This window comes from Erythrobacter sp. NE805, from assembly GCF_046452355.1.
Taxonomy (GTDB): Bacteria; Pseudomonadota; Alphaproteobacteria; order Sphingomonadales; family Sphingomonadaceae; genus Erythrobacter.
Window position 1 is genome coordinate 636,437 of sequence record NZ_JBKFDI010000001.1, and the last position, 23,040, is coordinate 659,476.

General features: G+C 69.1%; 19 protein-coding genes and 1 riboswitch. Of the genes, 7 read left to right on the top strand and 12 right to left on the bottom strand.

From position 1 onward, the window contains the following. Nucleotides 1-64 precede the first annotated feature (64 nt). The 5 genes from ACLBKU_RS02890 to ACLBKU_RS02910 all read right to left on the bottom strand — a co-directional run bounded on the left by ACLBKU_RS02890 (nucleotide 65) and on the right by ACLBKU_RS02910 (nucleotide 5,756). Nucleotides 65-610, bottom strand: coding sequence for a VOC family protein (locus ACLBKU_RS02890; RefSeq protein WP_410178030.1), 546 nt, complete (start codon nucleotides 608-610; stop codon nucleotides 65-67). Between the two features lie 20 nt (nucleotides 611-630). Then, complete coding sequence (wrbA, locus tag ACLBKU_RS02895) at nucleotides 631-1,233, bottom strand: NAD(P)H:quinone oxidoreductase (RefSeq protein ID WP_410178031.1); 603 nt, start codon at nucleotides 1,231-1,233, stop codon at nucleotides 631-633. 12 nt (nucleotides 1,234-1,245) lie between these two features. Next, nucleotides 1,246-3,411, bottom strand: a complete 2,166-nt coding sequence (locus ACLBKU_RS02900) for a TonB-dependent receptor (RefSeq protein WP_410178032.1) — start codon at nucleotides 3,409-3,411, stop codon at nucleotides 1,246-1,248. A 373-nt stretch (nucleotides 3,412-3,784) separates the two neighbouring features. After that, nucleotides 3,785-4,615 carry an IclR family transcriptional regulator C-terminal domain-containing protein gene (locus ACLBKU_RS02905; RefSeq protein WP_410178033.1) on the bottom strand — a complete coding sequence of 277 codons (831 nt, stop codon included), beginning with the start codon at nucleotides 4,613-4,615 and terminating at the stop codon, nucleotides 3,785-3,787. Continuing rightward, nucleotides 4,596-5,756: a CaiB/BaiF CoA transferase family protein gene (locus ACLBKU_RS02910; protein WP_410178034.1), complete on the bottom strand. Its 1,161-nt coding sequence runs from the start codon at nucleotides 5,754-5,756 to the stop codon at nucleotides 4,596-4,598. The genes ACLBKU_RS02905 and ACLBKU_RS02910 overlap by 20 nt, the downstream gene beginning before the upstream one ends. Nucleotides 5,757-5,850: 94 nt before the next feature. Here ACLBKU_RS02910 and ACLBKU_RS02915 point away from each other — a divergent pair, with 94 nt between their 5' ends. The 6 genes from ACLBKU_RS02915 to ACLBKU_RS02940 all read left to right on the top strand — a co-directional run bounded on the left by ACLBKU_RS02915 (nucleotide 5,851) and on the right by ACLBKU_RS02940 (nucleotide 12,110). Beyond that, nucleotides 5,851-6,633: a citryl-CoA lyase gene (locus tag ACLBKU_RS02915; RefSeq protein ID WP_410178035.1), complete on the top strand. Its 783-nt coding sequence runs from the start codon at nucleotides 5,851-5,853 to the stop codon at nucleotides 6,631-6,633. Between the two features lie 187 nt (nucleotides 6,634-6,820). Then, a complete protein-coding gene (locus ACLBKU_RS02920; protein ID WP_410178036.1) occupies nucleotides 6,821-8,173 on the top strand; it encodes a M24 family metallopeptidase in 1,353 nt (450 codons plus the stop codon). Nucleotides 8,174-8,238: 65 nt separating this feature from the next. Next, a complete protein-coding gene (locus ACLBKU_RS02925) occupies nucleotides 8,239-8,550 on the top strand; it encodes a zf-TFIIB domain-containing protein (protein WP_410178037.1) in 312 nt (103 codons plus the stop codon). A 109-nt stretch (nucleotides 8,551-8,659) separates the two neighbouring features. Further along, complete coding sequence (locus ACLBKU_RS02930; protein ID WP_410178038.1) at nucleotides 8,660-10,165, top strand: CoA-acylating methylmalonate-semialdehyde dehydrogenase; 1,506 nt, start codon at nucleotides 8,660-8,662, stop codon at nucleotides 10,163-10,165. A gap of 6 nt (nucleotides 10,166-10,171) precedes the next feature. After that, the gene (locus tag ACLBKU_RS02935; protein ID WP_410178039.1) at nucleotides 10,172-10,657 is read left to right on the top strand and encodes a hypothetical protein; all 486 of its coding nucleotides are present in this window, start codon (nucleotides 10,172-10,174) and stop codon (nucleotides 10,655-10,657) included. Between the two features lie 145 nt (nucleotides 10,658-10,802). Next, on the top strand, nucleotides 10,803-12,110 hold the full coding sequence (locus tag ACLBKU_RS02940) for a lipopolysaccharide biosynthesis protein (RefSeq protein ID WP_410178040.1): 1,308 nt from the start codon (nucleotides 10,803-10,805) through the stop codon (nucleotides 12,108-12,110). Between the two features lie 3 nt (nucleotides 12,111-12,113). On the opposite strand, the gene gcvPB is transcribed toward ACLBKU_RS02940, so the two are convergent. From gcvPB to gcvT, 4 genes are read right to left on the bottom strand one after another with little or no spacing between them, the layout of a single operon-like run. Beyond that, a complete protein-coding gene (gene gcvPB, locus ACLBKU_RS02945) occupies nucleotides 12,114-13,670 on the bottom strand; it encodes an aminomethyl-transferring glycine dehydrogenase subunit GcvPB (RefSeq protein ID WP_410178041.1) in 1,557 nt (518 codons plus the stop codon). Further along, nucleotides 13,667-15,043, bottom strand: a complete 1,377-nt coding sequence (gene gcvPA / locus ACLBKU_RS02950) for an aminomethyl-transferring glycine dehydrogenase subunit GcvPA (protein WP_410178042.1) — start codon at nucleotides 15,041-15,043, stop codon at nucleotides 13,667-13,669. The genes gcvPB and gcvPA overlap by 4 nt, the downstream gene beginning before the upstream one ends. A gap of 39 nt (nucleotides 15,044-15,082) precedes the next feature. Next, a complete protein-coding gene (gene gcvH / locus ACLBKU_RS02955; RefSeq protein WP_410178043.1) occupies nucleotides 15,083-15,451 on the bottom strand; it encodes a glycine cleavage system protein GcvH in 369 nt (122 codons plus the stop codon). Between the two features lie 3 nt (nucleotides 15,452-15,454). Next, nucleotides 15,455-16,594 (bottom strand): glycine cleavage system aminomethyltransferase GcvT, encoded by a 1,140-nt coding sequence (gene gcvT / locus ACLBKU_RS02960; RefSeq protein WP_410178044.1) that lies wholly within the window; start codon nucleotides 16,592-16,594, stop codon nucleotides 15,455-15,457. A 59-nt stretch (nucleotides 16,595-16,653) separates the two neighbouring features. Then, nucleotides 16,654-16,766: riboswitch (glycine riboswitch) on the bottom strand. A 239-nt stretch (nucleotides 16,767-17,005) separates the two neighbouring features. Between gcvT and ACLBKU_RS02965 the strand changes: the two genes are divergently transcribed. Continuing rightward, nucleotides 17,006-18,205, top strand: a complete 1,200-nt coding sequence (locus ACLBKU_RS02965; protein ID WP_410178045.1) for a cation:proton antiporter — start codon at nucleotides 17,006-17,008, stop codon at nucleotides 18,203-18,205. A gap of 112 nt (nucleotides 18,206-18,317) precedes the next feature. Here the strand turns inward: ACLBKU_RS02965 and ACLBKU_RS02970 are convergent, their stop codons facing one another. From ACLBKU_RS02970 to metH, 3 genes are read right to left on the bottom strand one after another with little or no spacing between them, the layout of a single operon-like run. After that, nucleotides 18,318-19,499 (bottom strand): serine hydrolase domain-containing protein, encoded by a 1,182-nt coding sequence (locus tag ACLBKU_RS02970; RefSeq protein ID WP_410178046.1) that lies wholly within the window; start codon nucleotides 19,497-19,499, stop codon nucleotides 18,318-18,320. 41 nt (nucleotides 19,500-19,540) lie between these two features. Continuing rightward, nucleotides 19,541-20,305, bottom strand: a complete 765-nt coding sequence (locus ACLBKU_RS02975) for an FkbM family methyltransferase (protein WP_410178047.1) — start codon at nucleotides 20,303-20,305, stop codon at nucleotides 19,541-19,543. A gap of 10 nt (nucleotides 20,306-20,315) precedes the next feature. Then, nucleotides 20,316-23,012: a methionine synthase gene (gene metH, locus ACLBKU_RS02980; RefSeq protein ID WP_410178048.1), complete on the bottom strand. Its 2,697-nt coding sequence runs from the start codon at nucleotides 23,010-23,012 to the stop codon at nucleotides 20,316-20,318. Between the last annotated feature and the right edge of the window lie 28 nt (nucleotides 23,013-23,040).

The following is a 23,040-nucleotide window of genomic DNA, read 5'->3' on the forward strand; positions in this document are numbered from 1 at the left end:
ATGCCGGCCGGCTCAAGGGGGCGCACGGCCAGCATGGTGTCCTTGGCGATGCGGCCCGCGCGGATCAGGCCGCTTCGGCAGCGCGGAAGGGGTTGTTGTTGCGGTGATCGCCCGCCAGCCAGCGCTTCAATTCGGCGTGCGCGGAGGCGCGGCGTTCGGCATCGAGCGGCGCGGCGCGCGCGTCGTCATGGGTGAATTCGAGGATCATCCCGTTGGGATCGGTGACGTAGAGCGAGCGGCAATAGCCGTGCTCGAGCACATAAGTCTGCGGCTCGACGATCCCCGCCGCGGCGATGCGGCGCTGCAATTCCGCCTGCCCCTCGGCATCGACGTGGAGCGCGATGTGGATGAAGGGGCTCGCGGGGATGTCCGGCCCGAATTCGGCCTGGTCCTCGGGATCGGCGAACTGGAAGAAGGCGAGCGCGGAGCCGTCGGCGAGCTCGAAGAACACGTGGCAATAGGTGCGCTCCTTGCCGAACAGCTCGTCCTTCTCGCAATAGGTCGCCATCAGCGGGAAGCCGAGCACGTCCTCGTAGAAGGCGCGCGTCGCCTCGAGGTCCTTGGTGACATAGGCGGTGTGGTGGAGGCGGTTCGCCAGGATCTTCGTCATCGTGCTCTCTCCCTCGTCAATCAGGCGGCGAGCTTCGCCGCGATTCCCGCAACGTGCGCGCCCTGGAAGCGCGCGCCGGCAAGCTCGTTGTCGGACGGCATCCGGCTGCCGTCGTTGCCCGCGAGCGTGCTCGCGCCATAAGGCGTCCCGCCGCTCACCTCGCCCATCTCGCTGTTCCCCGCAAAGGAGTAGGGCAGGCCGACGATCACCATGCCGTGATGGAGCAGCGTGGTGTGGAACGAGGTGATGGTGGTCTCCTGCCCGCCGTGCTGGCTGGCGGTGGAGACGAACACGCTGCCGACCTTCCCCACCAGCTTGCGCTGGAACCACAGGCCCCCGGTCTGGTCGAGGAAATTGCGCATCTGCGCGGCCATGTTGCCGAAGCGCGTGGGGGTGCCGAAGATGATCGCGTCGTAATCGGCGAGTTCATCCGGGGTCGCAATCGGAGCCTGCTGATCGAGCTTCATCCCGGCACCCCTGGCAACCGCGTCGGTCACCAATTCGGGGACGCGCTTGACGGTGACCTCGGTGCCGGGGACGCCCGCGGCGCCCTGCGCGATGGCTTGGGCCATCGCCTCGATATGGCCATAGCTCGAATAGTAGAGCACCAGCACCTTGGTCATGTCGGTCGTCCTTCAGAACTTGTAGCTGACTTCCACCCCGTAGCGCCGCGGCCGGGCGCGGAACACGAAGCCGCCGGGGGAGAATTCGGCGTTGTAGGTCTCGTCGAACAGGTTCTCGGCAAAGGCCGTGAGCGAGACGCCGTTCTCGAGCGTCACCCCGGCGCGCGCATCGACGAGGTCGACGGGGTTGCGCACGGTGGTGTTGAACGGCTCCCACCAGGTCTTGCCGATCCGGCGATAATCGATGCGCAGCAGCGCGTCGAGGCTGTCGCTGATCGGGCCGGCATACTGCGCGCCGAGGTTGATCGTGTAGCGCGAAATCTGCGGCGCTTCGTTGCCGATCACGGTGCGGTCGGGGAAGGCCTTGATCTCGCTGTCGGTCACCCCGATCGCGGCGTTGACGTCGAAGCTCGGCGCGAGCCGCGCGGTCGCCTCCAATTCGAAGCCGTTGATGCGGGTCTCGGGAATGTTGCCGAGGTTCTGGGTCGAGCTGTCGGCGAGGAAGACGAAGAAATAGCCGTTCTTCGACTTGGTGGTGTAGGCCGCCCCGGCGAGCCGCACCGCGCCGATCTGCGCCTTGGCGCCGATCTCGAAGGTGTCGGCGGTCTCGGCCTGGAAGATGTCGCCGACGCCGACGATGTTGTTGCGCCGCGCCTCGGCGCCCACGCCGGTCTGGTTGAACCCGCCCGAACGGAAGCCGCGCGAATAGCCGCCGTAGACGGTGAGGTCCGCGCTCGGCTCCCAGGTCAGCGTCACCTTGGGCTGCCAGTCGTCGAACACCGCGGTGCGCACCTCGCCGCTGCGCGCCTGCGGCACGCCGGGCACCACCGGCAGGAAATTCTGCGGGGTGAGCGTCGTCTGCCGCCGCCGGTCGCGGTCATAGCGCAGCGAGGCATCGACGCGCAGGCTGTCCGAGAACGCGTAGCCCGCATTGGCGAACAGCGCCCAGGCGAAGTTCTCCTGCCCGTCGGCAAGGAAGGTGAGCTGCGGGTTGTTGGGGTTGGTCGAGGGCGTGCGGAACACCGGGGTGACCCCGAAGCCGCGGTCGATGAGGTTGCCGGTCGAGATGTAGCGGGTGGTGTCGATCAGGTAGCCGCCGACCATCCAGTTGAATGTGCGACCGTCCTCGGGCGAGGCGAGGCGCACTTCCTGGCTGAACGCCTCGACGTCGAGATACTGGCTCTGGTTGATGTCGAAGCCGAAGAACTGGAACAGCAGCGATTCGCGGATCGGCAGGAAGTTGAACGCGTCGCCGGTGACGATCTCGCTGAGCGTGTCGTAGGACGAGATCGACGTGAGGACCGCGTTGTCGCCCTTGTATTCGACCTTCAATGCAACGTTGTAGATGTCGCGGTTGTCGATCCCGGCATTGTTCACGCGCACCGGGGCGATCGTGTTCACGTCGTTCACGATGTTGTAGTAGAAGCCCTGCGTACGCAGCTGGTTGAGCGAGGCGCGCAGGTCGAAGGTGAGCTTGTCGCTCGCCTCGATGAGGAGGTTGCCGCGCAGGGAGAAGTCCTGCACCGGGTCGGCGTCCTCACCGAGGAAGGTGTTGGGGATGAAGCCGTTCGTGTCGTACCACGATCCGGCGATGCGGAACTTCACCCCTTCCGCAAGCGGCCCGCTGATCCCGCCGCGCAGGAAGTAGCCGAAGCCGTTGTCGACCCCCGCGGTGACGTTGCCCGCGAATTCGTCGGTCGGCTGCTTGGTGGTGATGATGATCGCCCCGCCGATCGCGTTGCGCCCGTAAAGACCGCCCTGGGGTCCTTTGAGCACCTCGATCTGCGCGATGTCGAACAGGTCCTGGTTGAACTGCGCGGGGTTCACCTGCTGCACCCCGTCGACGATCACCGCGACCGAGGGTTCGGAGTTGCGGTTCTGGGTGATGCCGCGGATGACCACGAAGGCGTTGCCCGCGTTCTGGGTCTCGACGAGGTTCACGTTGGGGGTGAGCGCGATGAAGTCCGCGGGGCGCTGGATGCCGGCGTTCTCGATCGCCTTGGTGTCGAAGGCGGTGACCGCGGCGGGGGTGTCCTGGAGCGTCTCGGAGCGGCGCAGCGCGGTGACGACGATGCCGGGGTCCTCGGCCGTTTCGGAAGCGGCGGCATCCTGCGCGGCGAGCGGCGCGGCGGCCGTGACCGCGGCAGCGATGGCGGTGGTGGTGGCGGTGGTGCTCACAAGCGCCCGGCCCCAATTCCGATGCGCGCGAGGCTGGCCCGAAATTCTCATGTCTCTCTCCCCTGTGTGCGCGCAAGCGCGCCGCTCTGATGGCGACCCCTCCCGATGCTGCCGGATTAGAAAGTTCGCAATGCGAAGTCAACTTCGATATGCGAAACCGGCTGGGCGTGGCGCGGATGCCACAGGGGCCTGCGCGCAGGGGTGCCCCAGCCGCGCCGAAGCGGGCGCCAGGCCCCTCCCAGCCTCGCCAAAGGGGGGTTCACACCCCCTCCACACCCCCCGATTTTCGTGAATCTGCGCGCTTTGCCGCCTCTTTCGCCACCCCGGCGAAAGCCAGGACGACGATGCATTCAGCAGCCGGCCCGCCCGCCCCTCAGGGCCGCAGCGCCGCCTCGAGCGTCGGCCAGCGCCTGAGCGCACCCTCGATCTCGCCCGCCGCGGCCCGCAGCAGCGGCAGGCGGGTGCGGACCAGCTCGTCCTGCGAGATGCGGGTCGTGGAGGTCGAACAATTGATCGACGCGATCACCCTCCGCCCCTGCCCGAAGATCGGCACCGCGACCGAGACGATCCCGTAATCGAGCTCGTCCAGCGCGGAATCGTAACCCCGCTCGGCGATGAGGTGCAGCCGCTCGGCCAGCGCCGCGCGCTCGGTCACGGTGCGCTCGGTAAAGCGTTGAAAAGGCGCACGCGACAGCAGCGCCAGCCGCTCGTCCTCGGGCAGGTGCGCGGCGAGCGCCTTGCCCAGCGAGGTCGCATGGAATGGAAAGCGTGTGCCCACCCCCGCCGCGACGCGGAAACGCCGGTCGGTCGAGACGTGGGCGACGTAGAGGATCTCGGTCCCCGAGAGCACCGCCAACGAGGCGCTGTCGCCGGTCTGGTCGCGCAATGCCTGCAAGGGCGGCAGCACCACCTGCTCGATCTGCATCGAGGCGAGGAAGGCCGAGCCGATCGTCAGCACCGCCGGGCGCAGCAGGAACTTGCGCTCGTGCTGGCCGACATAGCCGAGTTCCACCAGCGTTATCAGGCACCTGCGCGCGACCGCCGGGGGCAGCCCGGTCTTGGCCGCGACCTCGGAGAGGGTCATCTCCGGATGGTCCTCGTCGAAGGCCTTGAGCACGCGCAGGCCGCGCTCGAGCGTCGAGAGGAACTCGGGGTCCTTCCCCGCCCCGCCCCGCGCGTCGATGTCAGCCCCTGCGGATCCCATGCACCGGCCTTTCGATGGAGCGGCGGATCGCCGCGTCGTCGGCCCCCAATAGGGGCGGCGCGGTGACGCTGTCCATCCGCTGCCCGTCGAAGCTCAGGGGAGAACGGATGGTGCGGAAGGGGCCCTTCGGCCCGTGCGGGTCGGTGACCTCGAGCCCGAGCACCTTCGCCTGCTCGGTCGCGAGCACCTCGGCGCTGTCGTAGACGGGCGAGTTCGGCACCTCGAGCCGGGTCAGTTCGGCGGTCCAGTGGTCGCGGGGCTGCGCGGCGAAGATCGGCGCGAGGAAGGCGACGACCTCCTCGTAATGCGCGATGCGCGCCTCGCGGCTGGCGAATTCGGGCCGCGCGAGCATGTCGGGCTGGCCGACCGCGGTCGCGAGGTTCTCCCAGAATTTCGGCGGCGAGGACATGTGCAATGCCAGCCACTTGCCGTCCGCGCACTGGAAGACGTAGCTCTGCGAGACGTGCGGGCGCGAATAGGGCCCCATCACCTCGCCCGCCGAGAGCAGGTGGGTGAAATCGTCGAGGTTGAAGTGGCACATCGCCTCGAACATCGAGGTCTCGACAACTCGCCCCCGTCCCGTCGCGTGGCGCTCGTTCAATGCGGCGAGGATGCCCAGGGCGGTATAGAACCCGGTCATCGCATCGGCGATCGCGGGGCCGACGACGCGCGGGTGCTCGGGGTTGACGAGGAGCCGCAGGAAGCCGCTCGCGGCCTGCGCGACGGTGTCGAAGGCGGGGCGGTCGCGCTCCGGCCCCTCGGCGCCGAAGCCCGAGATCGACGCATAGACGAGGCGCGGGTTGATGCCCTGGAGCCTTGCCGCATCAACCTTGAGGCGGTCGGCGACGCCGGGGCGGAAGTTCTGGATGAAGACGTCCGCCGTCTCGACCAGCCGGTCGAGCACTGAAAGATCGCTTTCCTTCTTGGGGTCGATCGTGATCGAACGCTTGTTGCGGTTGTACGTCTGGAAGTGCGGGGAGTAGAGCTCGCCCTTGAAGCTGCGGAAAGGGTCGCCGGTGCCGGGCTGCTCGACCTTGATGACGTCCGCGCCGAGATCGGCAAGCAGCATCCCGGCGGCGGGGCCGGTGATGAAGGTGCCCATCTCGAGCACGGTCACGCCCGCCAAAGGTCTCACCGTCATCAGCCTAACGTCCCACTGCTTGCCATGTTGGATTTGCAGGGCTACATTCTTCGCATAACGAAATCAACTTCGAATAACGAAAAGGCGGATCACGATGCGCATCGGCAAGCAGGATAACGCGGTCACCTCGATCTGCACCTCCGATGCGACGAGCATCACGGTGCGCGGGCTCGACCTGTGCTCCGAGGTGATCGGACACGTGGATTTCACGAGCTATTTCTGGCTGCTGGTCACCGGCACCCTGCCCTCGGCCCCGCAGAAGGCGCTCGCCGACGCGGTGCTCTGCGCGATCGCCGAGCATGGGCTGGTGCCGAGCGTCGTCGCCACCCGCATGACCTACGCCGCGGCTCCGGAAGCCTTCCATGGCGCGGTCGCGGCCGGGCTGCTCGGCTGCGGCTCGGTGGTGCTGGGGAGCGCCGAGGTCGCGGGCCGGTTCTATGCGCAGGTCGTCGCCGGGGCCGAGGGCGGCGACACCGCCGCCGCCGCGACCGCCGCGGTCAAGGCCCTGCGCGCCGAGAAGAAGGCGATCCCCGGCTTCGGCCACCCCCAGCACTCGGGCGGCGACCCGCGCGCCCACCGCCTCCTCGCGCTGGCGAAGGAGCACGGCACGGAAGGCAAGCATATCGCGATGCTGCGCACCATCGAGGCGGTGCTCCCCGAGGCGATCGGGCGCTCGCTTCCCATCAACGTCAACGGCGCGATCCCCGCGGTGATGCTCGACGCCGGCTTCCCGCTCGCGGCCTTGAAGGGCATCTCGCTGCTCGCCCGCACCGCGAGCCTCATCGCCCACCTCCAGGAGGAGACCGAGCGCCCGATCGGCTTCATCATGAGCGGCGCGGCGGCCGAGCGGATCGGGTTCGACGACGGCTCGGCCTGAGCCTCTCCCTCCCCTCCCCGCCGGGGAGGGGCCTCGGGTGGTGGCGCTCCGATGACGAAGCCGAGGAGCCCCCGCGAGCGGCCACGCGCGAGGCCCTCCGGGCCGAGTCCCCGCCGCCTCCGAGGCCCCGCCGCTTGATCCCGCGCCCCGCCCGCGCCACTACTGCGCGGCAAGGAGGGGCAAGCGCATGACCGGACGGCATTTCATCACCCTGGCGGCGCTGCTCGCGGCGGCTCCCGCGCGCGCCGACGCGCCCCTGCCGCTGAGCGAAACCGAAGCCACCGCCCCCGCCCTCCCCGCCATCCTCGCCCCCCAAGAGCGCGCCGAGATCGAGAACCGCATCCTCCGGGAGCGGCTGGATACGGTCATCCCCCAGATCATGCGCGCCGAGGGCGTCGACCTGTGGCTGCTCGTCGCGCGCGAGTATTTCGAGGAGCCGGTGGTCGCCACCATGCTCGACGCGGAAAACATGCACGCCCGGCGGCGCACGATCCTGATCTTCCACGACCCCGGCGAGGGGCGTGCCGTCGAGCGCCTCACCGTCAGCCGCTACGGTCTCGGCGGTCTCTTCGCGCCGGCCTGGAACCCCGACCGGCAGCCCGACCAGTGGGCCGCGGTCGCCGAGCTGATCGCCGCGCGGAACCCGCGCAAGATCGCGATCAACACCTCGGACCTCACCCAGTTCGCCGACGGCATGACGCTGAGCCAGTACGACCGCTTCATGTCCGCCCTGCCGCCTGCGCTGCACGAGCGCGTCGTCCCCGCCGAGGGCCTCGCGATCCGCTGGCTCGAGACCCGCACCCCCGCCGAGATGGCGCTCTACCCCACCATCTTGCGCATCGCCCACGCGGTGATCGGCGAGGCCTTTTCGCGCAAGGTCATCGCCCCCGGCGTCACCACCGCCGAACAGGTGCAATGGTGGTATCGCGAGCGGCTCATGCAGCTCGGCCTTACCCCTTGGTTCCACCCCTCGGTCGCGATCCAGCGGCAGGGGGTGAGGGGGATGCTCGAGGGGCCGGAGGTGATCCGCCCGGGCGATCTGCTGTGGACCGATTTCGGGATCACCTACCTGAGGCTCAACACCGACACCCAGCACCTCGCCTATGTGCTGAAGCCCGGCGAGAGCGAGGCGCCGGCGGGCCTCAGGCAGGGGCTGGCGAACTCGAACCGCGTCCAGGACTTCCTGCGCGCCGCCTTCAAGGTCGGGCGCAGCGGCAACGAGGCTCTGGCCGAGGCGCGCGCGAAGGCCATCGCCGCCGGGCTCGAACCCTCGATCTACTCGCACCCGATCGGCTATCACGGCCATGGCGCCGGACCTTCCATCGGCTTCTGGGACAACCAGCAGGCCGACCCGCGCGGGGAAGGCCCGATCCGCGCCAGCACCGCCTGGTCGATCGAGCTCACCACCTATGCGAGCGTGCCCGAGTGGGGCGGGCAGAAGGTCGACTTCCGCACCGAGGAGGACGCCTTCTTCGACGGCGAGACGGTGCGCTTCATCGACGGCCGGCAGACCGCGATCACGCTCATCCCCTCGCCCTGAGGAGGGTCGCAGAATTGCCCGATTGTCGGGCTATGCCCCGGAAACGTCTCGCGAAAGGACCGCCCATGCCGCTGCTTCTGTGCCCCAACGACAATGCCGCGATGCAGACCGTCGACCGCGACGGCGTGCAGTTCGACATGTGCCCGACCTGCCGGGGCGTGTGGCTCGACCGGGGCGAGCTCGAGAAGCTGATGGCCGCCGCCTCGGCGGGCGCAGCCCCGGCCGCCGCGCCGCGCCCCTCGACCCCGCTCCCCCCGCAGGCGCGCTTCGCCGATTATGGCGAGCGCGGCGAGTACGGGGAGCGCGGCGAATGGGGCGAGCGGGGGGAATACGGCCACCGCAGGAAGCGCAGCTCGATCTTCGACATCTTCGACTGAGACCGCCCTGCCGCAAGCACCGGCGCCAGCACTTTTGAGGGGAGCCGCGAGGGTTGCGCCAAGGCCGCGCGGGGGGCATGGGGAGCGCCAGACAGGAGACCCCGCAACCATGCGTCAGATCGACCATTTCATCGTCGGCGATACGCCTACTCCCACCCGCAAGCACAAGGTCTGGAACCCCTCGACCGGCGAGATCCAGGCCGAAGTCGCCTTGGGCGATGCGGCGCTGCTCGCCCGCGCGGTGGAGACCGCCAAGCGCGTCCAGCCCGGCTGGGCCGCGACCAACCCGCAGCGCCGCGCGCGCATCATGTTCGCCTTCAAGGAGCTGGTCGAGGCGAACATGCAGAGCCTCGCCGAAATGCTCGCGAGCGAGCACGGCAAAACCGTCCCCGACGCGAAAGGCGACGTGCAGCGCGGCCTTGAAGTGGTCGAATACGCCTGCGGCATCCCGCAGATCATGAAGGGCGAATACACCCACGGCGCGGGGCCGGGTATCGACGTCTATTCGATGCGGCAGCCACTCGGGATTGGCGCGGGCATCACCCCGTTCAACTTCCCGGCGATGATCCCGATGTGGATGTTCGGCATGGCCTGCGCGGCGGGCAATGCTTTCATCCTCAAGCCTAGCGAGCGCGACCCCTCGGTGCCGGTGCGCCTTGCCGAGCTGTTCCTCGAAGCGGGCGCTCCGGAAGGGCTGCTCCAGGTCGTCCACGGCGACAAGGAAATGGTCGACGCGATCCTCGACCACCCCGACATTGCCGCGATCAGCTTCGTCGGCTCGTCCGACATCGCGCAATACATCTACGCGCGCGGCACCGCGGTGAACAAGCGCGTCCAGGCCTTCGGGGGCGCGAAGAACCACGGCATCGTCATGCCCGATGCGGACCTCGACCAGGTGGTCAACGACCTCGCAGGCGCGGCCTTCGGCTCGGCGGGCGAGCGCTGCATGGCGCTGCCCGTGGTGGTGCCGGTCGGCGAGGAGACCGCCGAGCGGTTGAAGGAAAAGCTCATCCCGGCGATCCATGCCCTGCGCATCGGTGTCTCGACCGACCTCGACGCGCATTATGGCCCGGTCGTCACCCCCGAGCACAAGGCGCGCATCGAGCAGTGGATCACCACGGCGGAGGAAGAGGGCGCCGAGATCGTCATCGACGGGCGCGGCTTCACCCTGCAAGGCCACGAGAAGGGCTTCTTCGTCGGCCCGACGCTGATCGACCGCGTGACGCCGCAGATGAAGTCCTACCAGGAAGAGATCTTCGGTCCCGTCCTCCAGATCGTGCGCGCCAAGGACTTCGAGGAGGCGGTGCGCCTCCCCTCCGAGCACCAGTACGGCAACGGCGTCGCGCTGTTTACCCGCAACGGCCACGTCGCGCGCGAGTTCACCGCGCGCGTCAACGTCGGAATGGTGGGCATCAACGTGCCGATCCCGGTGCCGGTCGCCTACCACTCCTTCGGCGGGTGGAAGCGCTCGGGCTTCGGCGACATCGACCAGTACGGCACGGAAGGGCTGCGGTTCTGGACCAAGAACAAGAAGGTCACCCAGCGCTGGCCCGATGCCAACGACCTTGGGGGCGGCGACGGCTCGAACGCCTTCATCATCCCGACGATGGGCTGACCCGCGATGCGGCGCGCTGCCCTCGCCCTCGTGCTGATGCTCGCCGCCTGCGGGGGCGAGCCGCAGGACAAGGCCGAGACCGCGCCCGCGGCGTCGGCGACGCCTGCGGGTCCGGCCGCGCGCCCCGCCCCTCCGGCCGCGGACGGGCTCTCCGCCGAGGATGCCGCAGCCATCGCCAAGGGCGAAATCCCGGCGCGCTATCACGGGGTGTGGGACGCGGTGACCGGCTCGTGCAGCCCCAATTCGGACCTGCGCATCGCGGTTTCGGCGCGGCGCGTGCAGTTCTACGAGAGCGTCGGCAATGTCAGCGCCATGGGTCACACCGGACCCGACGCGATCGCCGACCTCGTCATGACGGGCGAGGGCGAGGAGTGGTTCCAGTCGACCCGCTTCAGCCTCGTGGAGACCCCCGAAGGCGAGCGGCTGACGCTCACCGACGCGATCGAGCCGGGGCCGCAAGCCCCGATCCCGCTCAGGCGCTGCCCGGCCTGAACCGTTATTGCTGCGCCTTGCGGGGATCATCGCGGGACGAAGGCCATCGGCGCTTGGCTAAGCGGGCGCTTTGCGGCTAAGGCCGCGCGCATGACGACCCCCCTGCCCGCCCCGGGCACCCTCTAGGCCCGCACCGGACGCAAGCATGAAGCGGGTTTTCGCCAACATGGGCTGGCTGCTGGGCGGCCGCGGGGTCAACGCGGTGCTGAGCCTCGTCTACCTCGCGATCGCCGCGCGCACGCTCGGGACGACCGGCTTCGGCCACTTCGCGCTGATCGTCGCGCTGGGGCAGGCGATCACCGGGCTCGCCAATTTCCAGACCTGGCAGTTCATCGTCCGCTGGGGCGCCAACGGCGACGGCGGCAGCGTCGATCCCGAGAAGGCGCGCGAGGCGACCGGCTTCGCGGTCGCACTCGACGCGATCTCGGTGCTGCTCGGCCTCGCCATCACCGGCGCGGTGATCCTCACCGCGCCGTGGTGGCTCGAAGTTCCGCGCGAGCTGCTCGGCCTCGCCTTCGTCTACATCGCGATCTCGCTCGCCGCCATCCGCACCACGCCGACCGGCATCCTCAGGCTCCACTTCAGATATGCGAGCGCGACCGCGGCCGAGGCGGTGCAGCCGGTGGTGCGCGCGACCGGGGCGGTGCTGGCGCTCGCCTTCATGCCGAGCGTGACCGGCTTCGTGCTCGCCTTCGCGGCTTCCGAGGTGGCGGTGGCGGCGGCGCTGTGGTTCGTCGCGATGCGGGTGCAGCCGGTGAGCCTCGCCGCGATCAGCCTGAAGGCCCTGCCCCGCCGCCACAAGGACGCGTGGCGCTTCGTCGTCTCGACCAACCTTTCGGGCAGCCTTTCGGTTGCGGGCAAGCAGGTGATGATCCTGCTGGTCGGCACCTTCGGCGGCGCGGCGCTCGCGGGGGGCTTCCGGGTCGCGAGCCAGTTGGGGCAGGCGCTGGTGAGCCTCGCCCAGACCGTCTCCAAGGCGATCCTCCCCGAGCTCGTCCACAGCCGCGAGAACGCGCTCGACATCGCGCGGCGCATGGCGAACATCGCCGCGGTCGGCGGGGTGATCGCGGTGCTGACGGCGCTGCTGTTCGGGCGCCTCGGCCTCGAGCTGATCGCGGGCCGGGAGTTCGGCGTGTTCTACTGGGCGATGGTGATCCTCGCCATCGCCGGCGCGGTCGAACTGGTGGGGGCGAGCCTCGAGAGCCTGCTCGTCTCGACCGGCAAGGCGCACATCGCCTTCCTCGTGCGCGCGGTGCCGACCGCGCTCGCGCTGGTGCTGCTCGATGCGGCGATCGCCTGGAACGGCGCCAAGGGCGCGGCCTTCGCGCTCTTGGGATCGAGCAGCCTCGCGGTGATCGGCTTCTACGTCGCGATCCTCAACCTCGGCCAGATCCGGCTGGTGGTCGAGGAGCCGGAGGAGCGGGAAGGCGATCCCGTTCCTCCGGCACGCTGAAGCCTACCCCTCGTAGGCGAGCTTGGGCTTCCTTGCCGCACCGGTTTCGTCGAGGCGGCGGCGGGGGGCGTAGTAGGGCGCGGCCTTGAGACCCTCGTCGCCGTCCAGCGCGCGGGTGACGACGGCGCGGAAGGCGGTGATGAACTGGTCGATCGCGGCCTTGCTCTCGGTCTCGGTCGGCTCGACCAGCATTGCGCCGTGGACCACCAGCGGGAAATAGACCGTCATCGGGTGGTAGCCCTCGTCGATCAGGCCTTTCGCCACATCGAGGGTGGAAAGCCCATTGGTGAAGTCCTTGTCGCCGAACAGCGCCTCGTGCATGCACGGCCCGCTCGCCCCGAAGGGGGCGTGGAGGATGTCCTCCATCGAGCGCAGGATGTAGTTCGCGTTGAGCACCGCGTCCTCGGCGACCTGCTTCAGCCCGTCCGCGCCGTGGCTGAGGATATAGGTCAGCGCGCGGGTGAACATCCCCATCTGGCCGTGGAAGGCGGTCATGCGGCCGAAGCTTGGGCCCCGTTCCTCGCGGTTCTCCTCCTCGACGAGGTAGAACTCTCCGCCCTCGCCCTGGCGGATGAAGGGCAGCGGGGCGAAGGGCGCGAGGGCTTCGGACAGCACCACCGGACCCGAGCCCGGCCCGCCGCCGCCATGCGGGGTCGAGAAGGTCTTGTGGAGGTTGATGTGCATCGCATCGACCCCGAGGTCGCCCGGGCGCACCTTGCCGACGATCGCGTTGAAGTTCGCCCCGTCGCAATAGACGTAGCCGCCGACCGCGTGGACCGCATCGGCGATTGCGCGGAAGTCCTTCTCGAAGAGGCCGCAGGTGTTGGGGTTGGTGATCATCACCGCGGCGACGTCCGGCCCGAGGCGGGCTTTCAGCGCGGCGACGTCGACGCGGCCCTCGGGGGTCGCGGGGATGTCCTCGACGCGGTAGCCGGCGAAGGCGGCGGTGGCGGGGTTGGTGCCGTGCGCGCTCTCGGGCACCAGCACCACCTCGCGCGCGTCGCCGCGGGCTTCGTGCGCGGCGCGGATCGCGAGGATGCCGCACAGCTCGCCGTGGGCGCCGGCCTTGGGGCTCATCGCGACGGCGGGCATTCCGGTCAGCTTGCAGAGCCATTCGCCGAGCTGGTGGATCACCTCGAGCGCGCCCTGCACCGTCGACTGGGGCGCGAGCGGGTGAATGTCGGCGAAGCCGGGGAGCCGCGCCATCTTCTCGTTGAGGCGCGGGTTGTGCTTCATCGTGCAGCTTCCCAGCGGGAAGAAGCCGAGGTCGATGCCGTAGTTCTGGCGGCTGAGCCGGGTGTAGTGGCGCACCGTCTCGGGCTCGGTCAGGCCAACGAGGCCGATGGGCTCCGAGCGGGCGAGACCGCCGAGGCGGGTCGGCGCGGAGGTATCCACCGCGGGCAGGTCCACCCCGGTCACGTCGGCGCGGCCGATCTCGAACAGCAGCGGCTCTTCCAGCATCAGCGCGCGGTTGCCGGTGGTGGTGGCGGGGCCGCCGTGGAACCCGTCATCGGCAAGCGTCATCTCGGGCTTCCAGCCGGACTTGTTGGGGGCGTTCATGCGGCGCTCTCCTTGATGCTGGCTTCGAGTTCGAAGGCGAGGCGTTCGATGTCCTCTTCGGTGGTGGTCTCGGTGACGGCGACGAGCAGCGCGTGCTCCAGCGCCTCGACCCCCGGATAGAGCCGCCCGAGCGACACGCCCGCGAGCACGCCCCTGTCGGCGAGGTCGCGGACGATTGCCCGCGCGGGCTTGCCGCCGAGCATCACGGTGAACTCGTTGAAGAAGGCATTGTTGAGCACCTCGACCCCCGGCACCTTCGCAAGGCGATCGGCGGCGCGGCAGGCGAGGCGGTGGTTCTCCGCCGCCAGCTCGCGCAGGCCGCGTTCGCCGAGCAGCGTCATGTGCACGCTGAAGGCGAGCGCACACAGCCCCGAGTTGGTGCAGATGTTGCTCGTCGCCTTCTCGCGGCGGATGTGCTGCTCGCGGGTCGAGAGGGTGAGCACGAAGGCGCGCTTGCCCTCGGCATCGGTGGTCTCGCCGCACAGCCGACCCGGCATCTGGCGCACGTGCTTGGGATCGCGCACGGCGAAGAGCCCGAGGTAGGGCCCGCCGAATTGCAGGCCGACGCCGAGCGCCTGCCCCTCGCCCACGACGATGTCCGCGCCCATCTCGCCCGGGCTCTTGATCGCACCCAGCGCGACCGGCTCGGTGTTGACCACGACCAGCAGCGCGCCCTTGGCGTGGGCGGCCTCGGCGACCGCGGCGAGGTCGCTGATCCGGCCGAGGATGTCGGGGTATTGCACCACGACGCAGGCCGTCTCCTCGTCGATCCGGGCGATGAGGCCATCGAGATCGGGATCGGCGGTGATCGCCGGGAGCGCGTCGGCGATGGTGTCGCCGGTGAAGTGCGCCATGGTCTTCACCACCTGCGCGTAATGCGGGTGGAGCGCGCCCGAGAGCACCGCGCGCTTCCTCCTGGTGACGCGGGTCGCCATCGCAACGGCCTCCCAGCACGCGGTCGAACCGTCATAGAGCGAGGCGTTCGCCACCGCGCAGCCATAGAGCCGCGCGACCTGCGTCTGGAACTCGAACAGCATCTGCAGCGTGCCCTGCGCGATTTCCGGCTGGTACGGCGTGTAGGCAGTCAGGAACTCGCCGCGCTGGATGATCGCATCGACGCTCGCGGGCACGTGATGGCGATAGGCCCCCGCCCCGAGGAAGAAGGGCACCTCCCCGGCGACGAGGTTCTTCGCGGCCAATGCCTTCATGTGGCGTTCGACCGCCATCTCGCTCGCGTGCATCGGCAGGTCGTGGATCGGACCGTCCAAGCGGGCGACCTCGGGCACGTCGACGAACAGGTCGTCGATGCTCGCGGCGCCGATTGTTGCCAGCATCGCCTGCCGGTCGGTGTCGGTGAGGGGGAGATAGCGCATCGGTGTTCAGCCTCGTGCGGGAGAGGTCGGAAAGAGGGGTCAGAGGCCGTCGACGAAGGCCTTGTAGCCGTCCTCGTCCATCAGCTTGTCGAGCTCGCCGGGGTCGGCGATGGTCATCTTGAAGAACCAGCCGCCGTCCTCGGGCGCGGAGTTGACCAGCGCCGGGTCTTCCTCGAGCGCCGGGTTCACCTCGAGGATCTCGCCGGTGATCGGCGCATAGACATCGCTCGCGGCCTTGACGGACTCGACCACGGCGGCGTCCTTGCCCTGCTCGATCATCGCGCCGACTTCGGGGAGTTCGACGAAGACGATGTCGCCGAGCTGGCCCTGCGCGTAGTCGGTGATCCCGACGGTCGCGACGTCGCCCTCGACGTCGATCCATTCGTGTTCGTCAGTGTAGTAACGCATGGGTCAGCTCCCTCGGTGATAGCGGTGGGGGACGAAAGGCGTGGGGGTGACGGTGGCGGCGAGGCGCTTGCCGCGCACCTCCACCTCGAGTGTCGTGCCAGTGGCGGCCTGCGGCGTGGCGACATAGGCCATCGCGATCGGCACCCCGAGCGTGGGCGAGAAGCCGCCGCTGGTGACGACCCCGACCTTGCTGGAGCCGACGAAAACCTCGGCGCCCTCGCGCGCGGGGAGGCGGCCTTCGAGCTTCAGGCCGACCCACTTGCGCGCCGTGCCCTCGGCGATCTCGCGGATGATCCGCTCGGCACCGGGGAAGCCGCCTTCGGTGCGGCGGCGCTTGTTGATGCCGAACAGTAGCCCCGCCTCGATCGGCGAGGTCTCGGGCGTCATGTCGTGGCCGTAGAGCGGCAAGCCCGCCTCGAGCCTGAGCGAATCCCGCGCGCCGAGGCCGATCGGCTTCACCTCGGGCTCGGCGCAGATCAGGTCGGCGACGGCAGCGACGCTCTCGGCCGGGAGCGAGATCTCGAACCCGTCCTCGCCGGTATAGCCCGAGCGGCTGATCCACGCATCGACGCTGCCGAGCTTGAAGGCCGCGCCCTTCATGAAGGTCAGCGAGGCGAGCGGGCTGTCGCCGGTGACGAGCCGCTCCAGCGCGGCGGAGGCCTTGGGGCCCTGAAGCGCGAGCAGCGCGGTGTCGTCCATGTGGCTGATGGTGATCTCGTCGGGCAGGTGCTCACGCAGGTGCGCAATGTCGTCCCACTTGGTCGCGCCGTTGACGACGAGGTAGAAGCCCTCCGACCAGCGCGTGACCATCAGGTCGTCGAGCACGCCGCCGTTCGCGTCGAGCAGCAGCGAGTAGCGCGGGTTGCCGTGCTTCAGCGTCGACAGGTCGATCGGCAGCACCGCCTCGACCGCCGCCTCGACGCCCTCGCCCGAGATATAGAGCTGGCCCATGTGGCTGACGTCGAACAGCCCGGCGCTCTCGCGGGTCCAGAGGTGTTCGGCGACGATGCCCTCATACTGGATCGGCATCTCGTAGCCCGCGAAGGGCACCATCCGGGCGCCGCGCGCGCGGTGCCAGGCATCGAGCGGCAGCGCCTCGAGCGGCAGGTCTTCGATCAGATCGTCGGTGTCGTGGTCGCTCACTCGAATGGTCCCCGGCAGAATACGGCAGTCCGGCAGCGCCCTTGCGGCACTCCCCCATAACTGCCCCCTCTGTCGGGTGACCTGAGAGCTTCGGCGGGCCGCGCGAGCGCAACCAGCCTCCCCTTCGGTGGCCCCTGACGCTGTGCCAGAGACGCTTTCCAGAGTGTCATGCAGCCGAGCGGTCCGGTGGCCTGAGAGTTTCCGGGGCGGTTGCTCCTTCGGCGCCTCTGCCCCGGCTGGCCGGTGCATCGGGCTCTCCCGCTCGCCTGCCCGCGCCAGAATCGCTTCTGCCGCGGAAGACGGCCCTGCCCTGTCCGAATTGCTGCATCGCGTCAATCGGGCGAACGCCGGTTTGCCGTGTGGAAAACGCATTTGCTCCGCGCGGCGCGGCTGAATAGACACGCGGGCGGGATGAACCTCACAGAAATCTACCTGATCGCCCTGACGATCATCTTCGCCGTGCCCTGGCTCGTGTGGCGCGTGTTCAAGACCGACTACTGGGCGCCGCTCGTCGTCGTCCAGATCGTCGGCGGGATCCTGCTCGGCCCCGGCGTGCTCGGCGCGGTGTTCCCCGATTACTACGCCTTCGTCTTCAAGCCCGACGTGATCGTCGCGCTGAACGGCGTCGCGTGGTGGGCGGTGATGCTGTTCGTCTTCGTCGCGGGGATCGAGCTCGACCTCTCCGCCGCGTGGAAGCACCGCGGCGAGACCGGGCTGACCGCCGGGCTCGCGCTCGGGATGCCGCTGCTCGCGGGCACGGCGGCGGCGGTTCTCATCCTGCAATTCCCCGGCTGGCGCGGGCCCAACGGCGCCTATTGGCAGGCCCTGCTCGGCATCGGCATGGCCTGCGCGGTGACGGCGCTCCCGATCCTCGTGCTGCTGATGGAGAAGCTCGGCATCCTGCGCGAGCAGCTCGGCCAGCGCATCCTGCGCTATGCCAGCCTCGACGACATCGCGATCTGGGGCGTGCTCGCGCTGATCCTGCTCGACTGGGAGCGGATCGGGCGGCAGGCGGTGTTCCTGGTCGGCTTCATCCTCGCCGCCGCGGCGATCCGCTGGGTGATGGCGCGCCTGTCGGAGAGCGACCGCTGGCCGGTCGGGCTGATCTGGCTCGCGGTCTGCGGCTTCGCGGGCGACTGGTCTGGGCTGCACTACATGGTCGGCGCCTTCCTCGCGGGCGTGGTGCTCGACGCCAAGTGGTTCGGCCATGAGGCGATGGACCGCTTCCGCAATATCGTGCTCTTGACGATCATGCCGGTGTTCTTCCTCTCGACGGGCCTGCGCACGCAGTGGGAGGGCGGCGGCCTCGCCGTGTTCGGCGTCGCCGCGCTGCTGCTCGCGGCGGCGGTGGGGGGCAAATTGCTAGGCGTCCACATCGCCGGGCGCCTGCTCGGCTGGAGCCGCACCGAGGCCTGGCTGATCGGCTGGCTGCTCCAGACCAAGGCGCTGATCATGATCATCTTTTCGAACATCCTGCTCGACAAGGCGATCATCACGCCGACCACCTTCACCGCCCTCCTGCTGATGGCGGTGGGGAGCACGATGCTGACCAAGCCCTTCGCAAGCCCCTTGATCGCGAAGCTGGGCGAGCGGGTGAAGGCGGAGGCCTAGGGCTTCACGCCAACTCCGTTCGCCCTGAGCCTGTCGAAGGGCTGCCTTCCTTGAGGGTCCGCGCGGGGTTCGGAGAAAATGCAGTGCTTCGACAAGCTCAGCACGAACGGCTCTACTTGCTCCCCGCGATCTCCAGCGCCCGCTTCATCAGCGCCTTCTCGGCCGGGGTGAAGTTCCCGGTGTCCTCCCCGCCCACCGGGGGCGGGGCCTGGGTCGTGAAATAGGCGAAGCCGCGCTTGCCCGCGCCGTCGATCCACAGGCCCGAGAGCAGGCCGTAGGCCTCGCCGGGGTGGCCGAACCACGGCCCCCCGGTGCCGAACAGCGTGTCGTCGCAGGGCACGCCGCCCATCTCGATCACCTGCAGGCCCATCCCGTAGCGGCAGAACAGCTCGGCCTGGCCGGTCGTCCCGCCGATCGCGGTCGCCACCAGCGCAGCCATGGTCTCGGGCTTGAGGAAGCCCGTCTTGTCAGCGGTCATCAGCGCCTGCCCGATCTTCGCCAGATCGACCATCCCGATCCGCACCCCGCCCTGTGGGCCGAAGATCGAGGCATTGGTGCCGGGGACGTAGTTTTCGAGACGGCACGCCTGCCCCTCCGCCACGGGTATCGTGCAGGCGGGCGGAAGCCGCTCGGGCGCGTCCACCGCGACCTCGCCGGTGTGGCGGTAGAGCGTCACCGCGCGCGCCTCGAGCTCCGGCCCGCAGCCCACCCAGTTGAGGCAGGCCTTAACCCCCAGCGGGGCGAACACAAGCCGCTCGACCAGCCGGTCGTAGCGTTCGCCCGACGCCGCCTCGAGCACCGTCGCCACCACCGGCGCGCCGAGATTGGCATATTCGAACGCCGCCGCACCCGGGGGGCCGACATCGCGCCACGCGGCCGCGTCGGCAAGCTTCGCCTGAAGGCGCGCGCCGAGCGGGATCGAATAGCCGCCCGCATCCGACAGTCCGGCGCGGTGCATCAGCAGGTGGGTGAGCGTGACGGGCGCCTCGGGATGATAGGGCGAGCGCAGCTTCCACCCGAGGTAATCCGAGACATCGCGGTTCAGCCGGAGCTTGCCCTCGTCGACCAGCCTGAGCGCAGTGAGCGCCATGATGAGCTTCGAGATCGAGGCGATCCGCACCGGATCCTTCGCCTCGACCGGGCGGCCCGTATCCTTGTTCGCCAGCCCCTCGACGATCAGCGGGCGCACCCCCTCGCGGTCGAAGGCGACGACGACGGTGGCGGGCGGAGCCTCCCCGGCGAGCGCGGGGAGCGGGGCAAGGAGAAGGGCGGCGGCAAGCAGGCGGCGGATCATGCTCCCCTGCTAGCGCGAAACCGCGCGCGCCGACATACGCTCTACAGCCCCAGCCGCGCCTTCATCGCCGCGCCCAGGAACACGGTGTTGGTCCGCCCCCGCCACTCGCCCGTCAGCCGCCCGGCGGAATAGCCGTAGGGCTCCATCCCGATCGAGCGGAACAGCGCGACGAGTTCGTCGGTCGGGTCCTCGACGATGGTCAGCGGCTGGCACGCGCGGAAGGTCTCGATCCCGCCCTCGACCACGGCGAGCTCCATCCCCTGCACGTCGATCTTCACCGCGTCGGGCGCGAGGCCGAAGCTGTCGAGCGTGCGCACGGGCACGCGGTTCTCGATGAAGGCGAGTTTCTCGGGCCGGAAGTTCCAGAACAGCGCGGGGTTTTCGAGCCAGGCGGTGATCGAGGCCCGGTCGGTCGAGGCGAGCCCGTCGAGCACCGCGCCGCCGTAGCGCGGCACGTGGAGGGTGAGCTCGCCCGGCGCATCGCCGAGCGCGCAGTTCTCGATCCTTACGCTGCCGTCCGCGCCGAAATCGCGCACCAGCCCCTCGGCGAGCACCGAGAGCGGCTCGAAGCTGACGATCCGCGCGGGGCGGCAGCAGCGCCGGATCGCCTCGATGCTCTGGCCGTAGTTCGCGCCGATATCGAGGACGAGGCCGACCGGGCCGATGCGCGAAAGCAGCGCGAATTCGGGCTCCATCATCAGCCCGAAATGGCGGATCAGCCGCTTGTAGACGCGGTGCTTGTTGTTCCACAGGCCCGGCACCTCGGCCTGGAGCGAGCGGACGACGGCGCGCAGCGAGGAGGGCATGAGGGCAGCCTCAGTCAAGGTTGGGCCGGAGCCAGCGCTCGGCCTGTTCGACGCTGACGCCGCGGCGGGCGGCGTAGTCCTCGAGCTGATCGCGGCCGATGCGGGCGACGCCGAAGTACTGGCTTTCGGGGTGGCCGAAGTAGAAGCCGCTGACCGCTGCGGTCGGCCACATCGCGAAGCTTTCGGTGAGGGTCAGCCCGGCGTTGGCGGGCGCATCGAGAAGGTCGAAGAGGATCGGCTTGAGGCTGTGATCCGGGCAGGCCGGATAGCCGGGCGCCGGGCGGATGCCGCGATATTCCTCCTTGATCAGCGCCTCGTTGGTGAGCTGCTCATTGGGCGCATAGCCCCACAGCGTGGTGCGCACGTGGCTGTGGAGGGCTTCCGCAAAGGCTTCCGCGAAACGGTCGGCGAGCGCCTTCAGGAGGATGTCCGAATAGTCGTCCTTGTCCGCCTGGAAGCGGGCCGAGTGGCTGTCGATCCCGTGGATGCCGACCGCAAAGCCGCCGATCCAGTCGCCGGCGGGGTCGATGAAGTCGGCAAGGCACATATTGGCCCTCTCGCGGCTCTTCTTGACCTGCTGGCGCAGGAAGGGAAGGCGGACGTGCTCGAAGTCCCCCTCCCGCTTGCGGGAGGGGTTAGGGGTGGGCAATTGCGCGGCGGCGGGTTCGGGCCCACCCCCGGCCCCTCCCGCAAGCGGGAGGGGAGCATGGATCACAACATCGTCCCCGTCACGCGCGCAGGGCCACAGGCCCGCGACGCCGCGCGCGGTGAGCCACTTCTCGGCGATCAGCTGGTCGAGCATCGCATTGGCATCGGCGAAGAGCTGGGTCGCGGTCTCGCCCACCACCTCGTCCTTGAGGATCGCCGGGTAGTTGCCGTGGAGCTCCCAGGCGCGGAAGAACGGGGTCCAGTCGATGAAGTCGCGCAGGTGCGCGAGATCCCAGTCGGGGAAGACGTGGAGGCCCGGCTGCTCGGGCGGCGCGGGCTTGTCGGAGAGGAAGGCGTCGTAGAAGTTGGCGCGCGCCTCCTCGAGGCTGAGCAGCACCGAGGCGCTCTTGCCCGCGCGCGCATCGCGCACATGGGTGTATTCGTCGGCGACCTCGGCGACGTAATCGTCGCGCTGGGTGTCGGAGAGGAGCTTGGAGGCCACACCCACCGCGCGGCTCGCGTCGAGGACGTGGATCACCGGGCCTTCATAGGCCGGGTCGATCTTCAGCGCGGTGTGGACCTTGGAGGTGGTCGCCCCGCCGATCAGCAGCGGCATGGTCATGCCGGCGCGGCTCATCTCCTCGGCAACCGTCACCATCTCGTCCAGTGAGGGCGTGATGAGGCCCGAAAGCCCGATCATGTCGGCCTTGTTGTCGTTCGCGCTCTGGAGGATCGTCGGCCAGGGCACCATGACGCCGAGGTCGATCACCTCGTAGCCGTTGCACTGGAGCACGACGCCGACGATGTTCTTGCCGATGTCATGCACATCGCCCTTGACCGTCGCCATGACGATCTTTCCCTTGGCCTTGCGCTCTTCCTCGGGGAGGAGGTCCTTCTCGGCCTCGATGAAGGGGATGAGGTGCGCGACCGCCTTCTTCATGACGCGCGCGGACTTCACCACCTGGGGGAGGAACATCTTGCCCGAGCCGAACAGGTCGCCGACCACGTTCATGCCGTCCATCAGCGGGCCCTCGATCACCTCGATGGGGCGGGCGGCGGACTGGCGCGCTTCCTCGGTGTCCTCGACGATGTGGGCGTCGATGCCCTTGACCAGCGCGTGCTCGAGCCGCTTGGTGACCGGCCAGCCGCGCCATTCCTCGGCGGCCTTCTCCTCCGACGCGCTCTTGCCCTTGAAGCTTTCGGCGAGCGTGATGAGGCGTTCCGTGGCGTCGGGGTCGCGGTTGAGGATCACGTCCTCGCAGGCCTCGCGCAGGGCGGGGTCGATCTGGTCGTAGACGTCGAGCTGCCCCGCGTTGACGATCGCCATGTCGAGCCCGGCGGGGATGGCGTGGTAGAGGAACACCGAGTGCATCGCGCGGCGCACCGGCTCGTTGCCGCGGAAGGAGAAGGAGAGGTTGGAGAGGCCCCCGGAGTAATGCGCGTGGGGGCACAGCTCGCGCAGCTCGCGCACCGCCTCGATGAAGTCGACGCCGTAGTTGTTGTGCTCCTCGATCCCCGTCGCCACCGCGAAGATGTTGGGGTCGAAGATGATGTCCTCAGGGGGGAAGCCCTCGGCGACCAGCAGGTCGTAGGCGCGCTTGCAGATCTCGACCTTGCGCTGCTTGGTGTCGGCCTGCCCCGTCTCGTCGAAGGCCATGACGACTACCGCCGCGCCGTAATCCATGCAGATGCGGGCGTGGTGGAGGAAGGCGTCCTCGCCCTCCTTCATGCTGATGGAGTTGACGATCGGCTTGCCGCTGACGCATTTCAGCCCCGCCTCGATCACCTCGAACTTGGACGAGTCGATCATCACCGGCACGCGCGCGATGTCGGGCTCGGCGGCGATAAGCTTCAGGAACGTCGTCATCGCGTGGACGGCGTCGAGCAGGCCCTCGTCCATGTTGACGTCGATCACCTGCGCGCCGTTCTCGACTTGGCTGCGCGCGACCTCGACCGCGGCGGCATAGTCCCCCGCCATGATGAGCTTCTTGAACGCCGCCGACCCGGTGACGTTGGTGCGCTCGCCGATATTGATGAAGCGGGAGGAGGACTGGGTCACAGGTTGGGTTCTCTACTTCCGTTCGCCC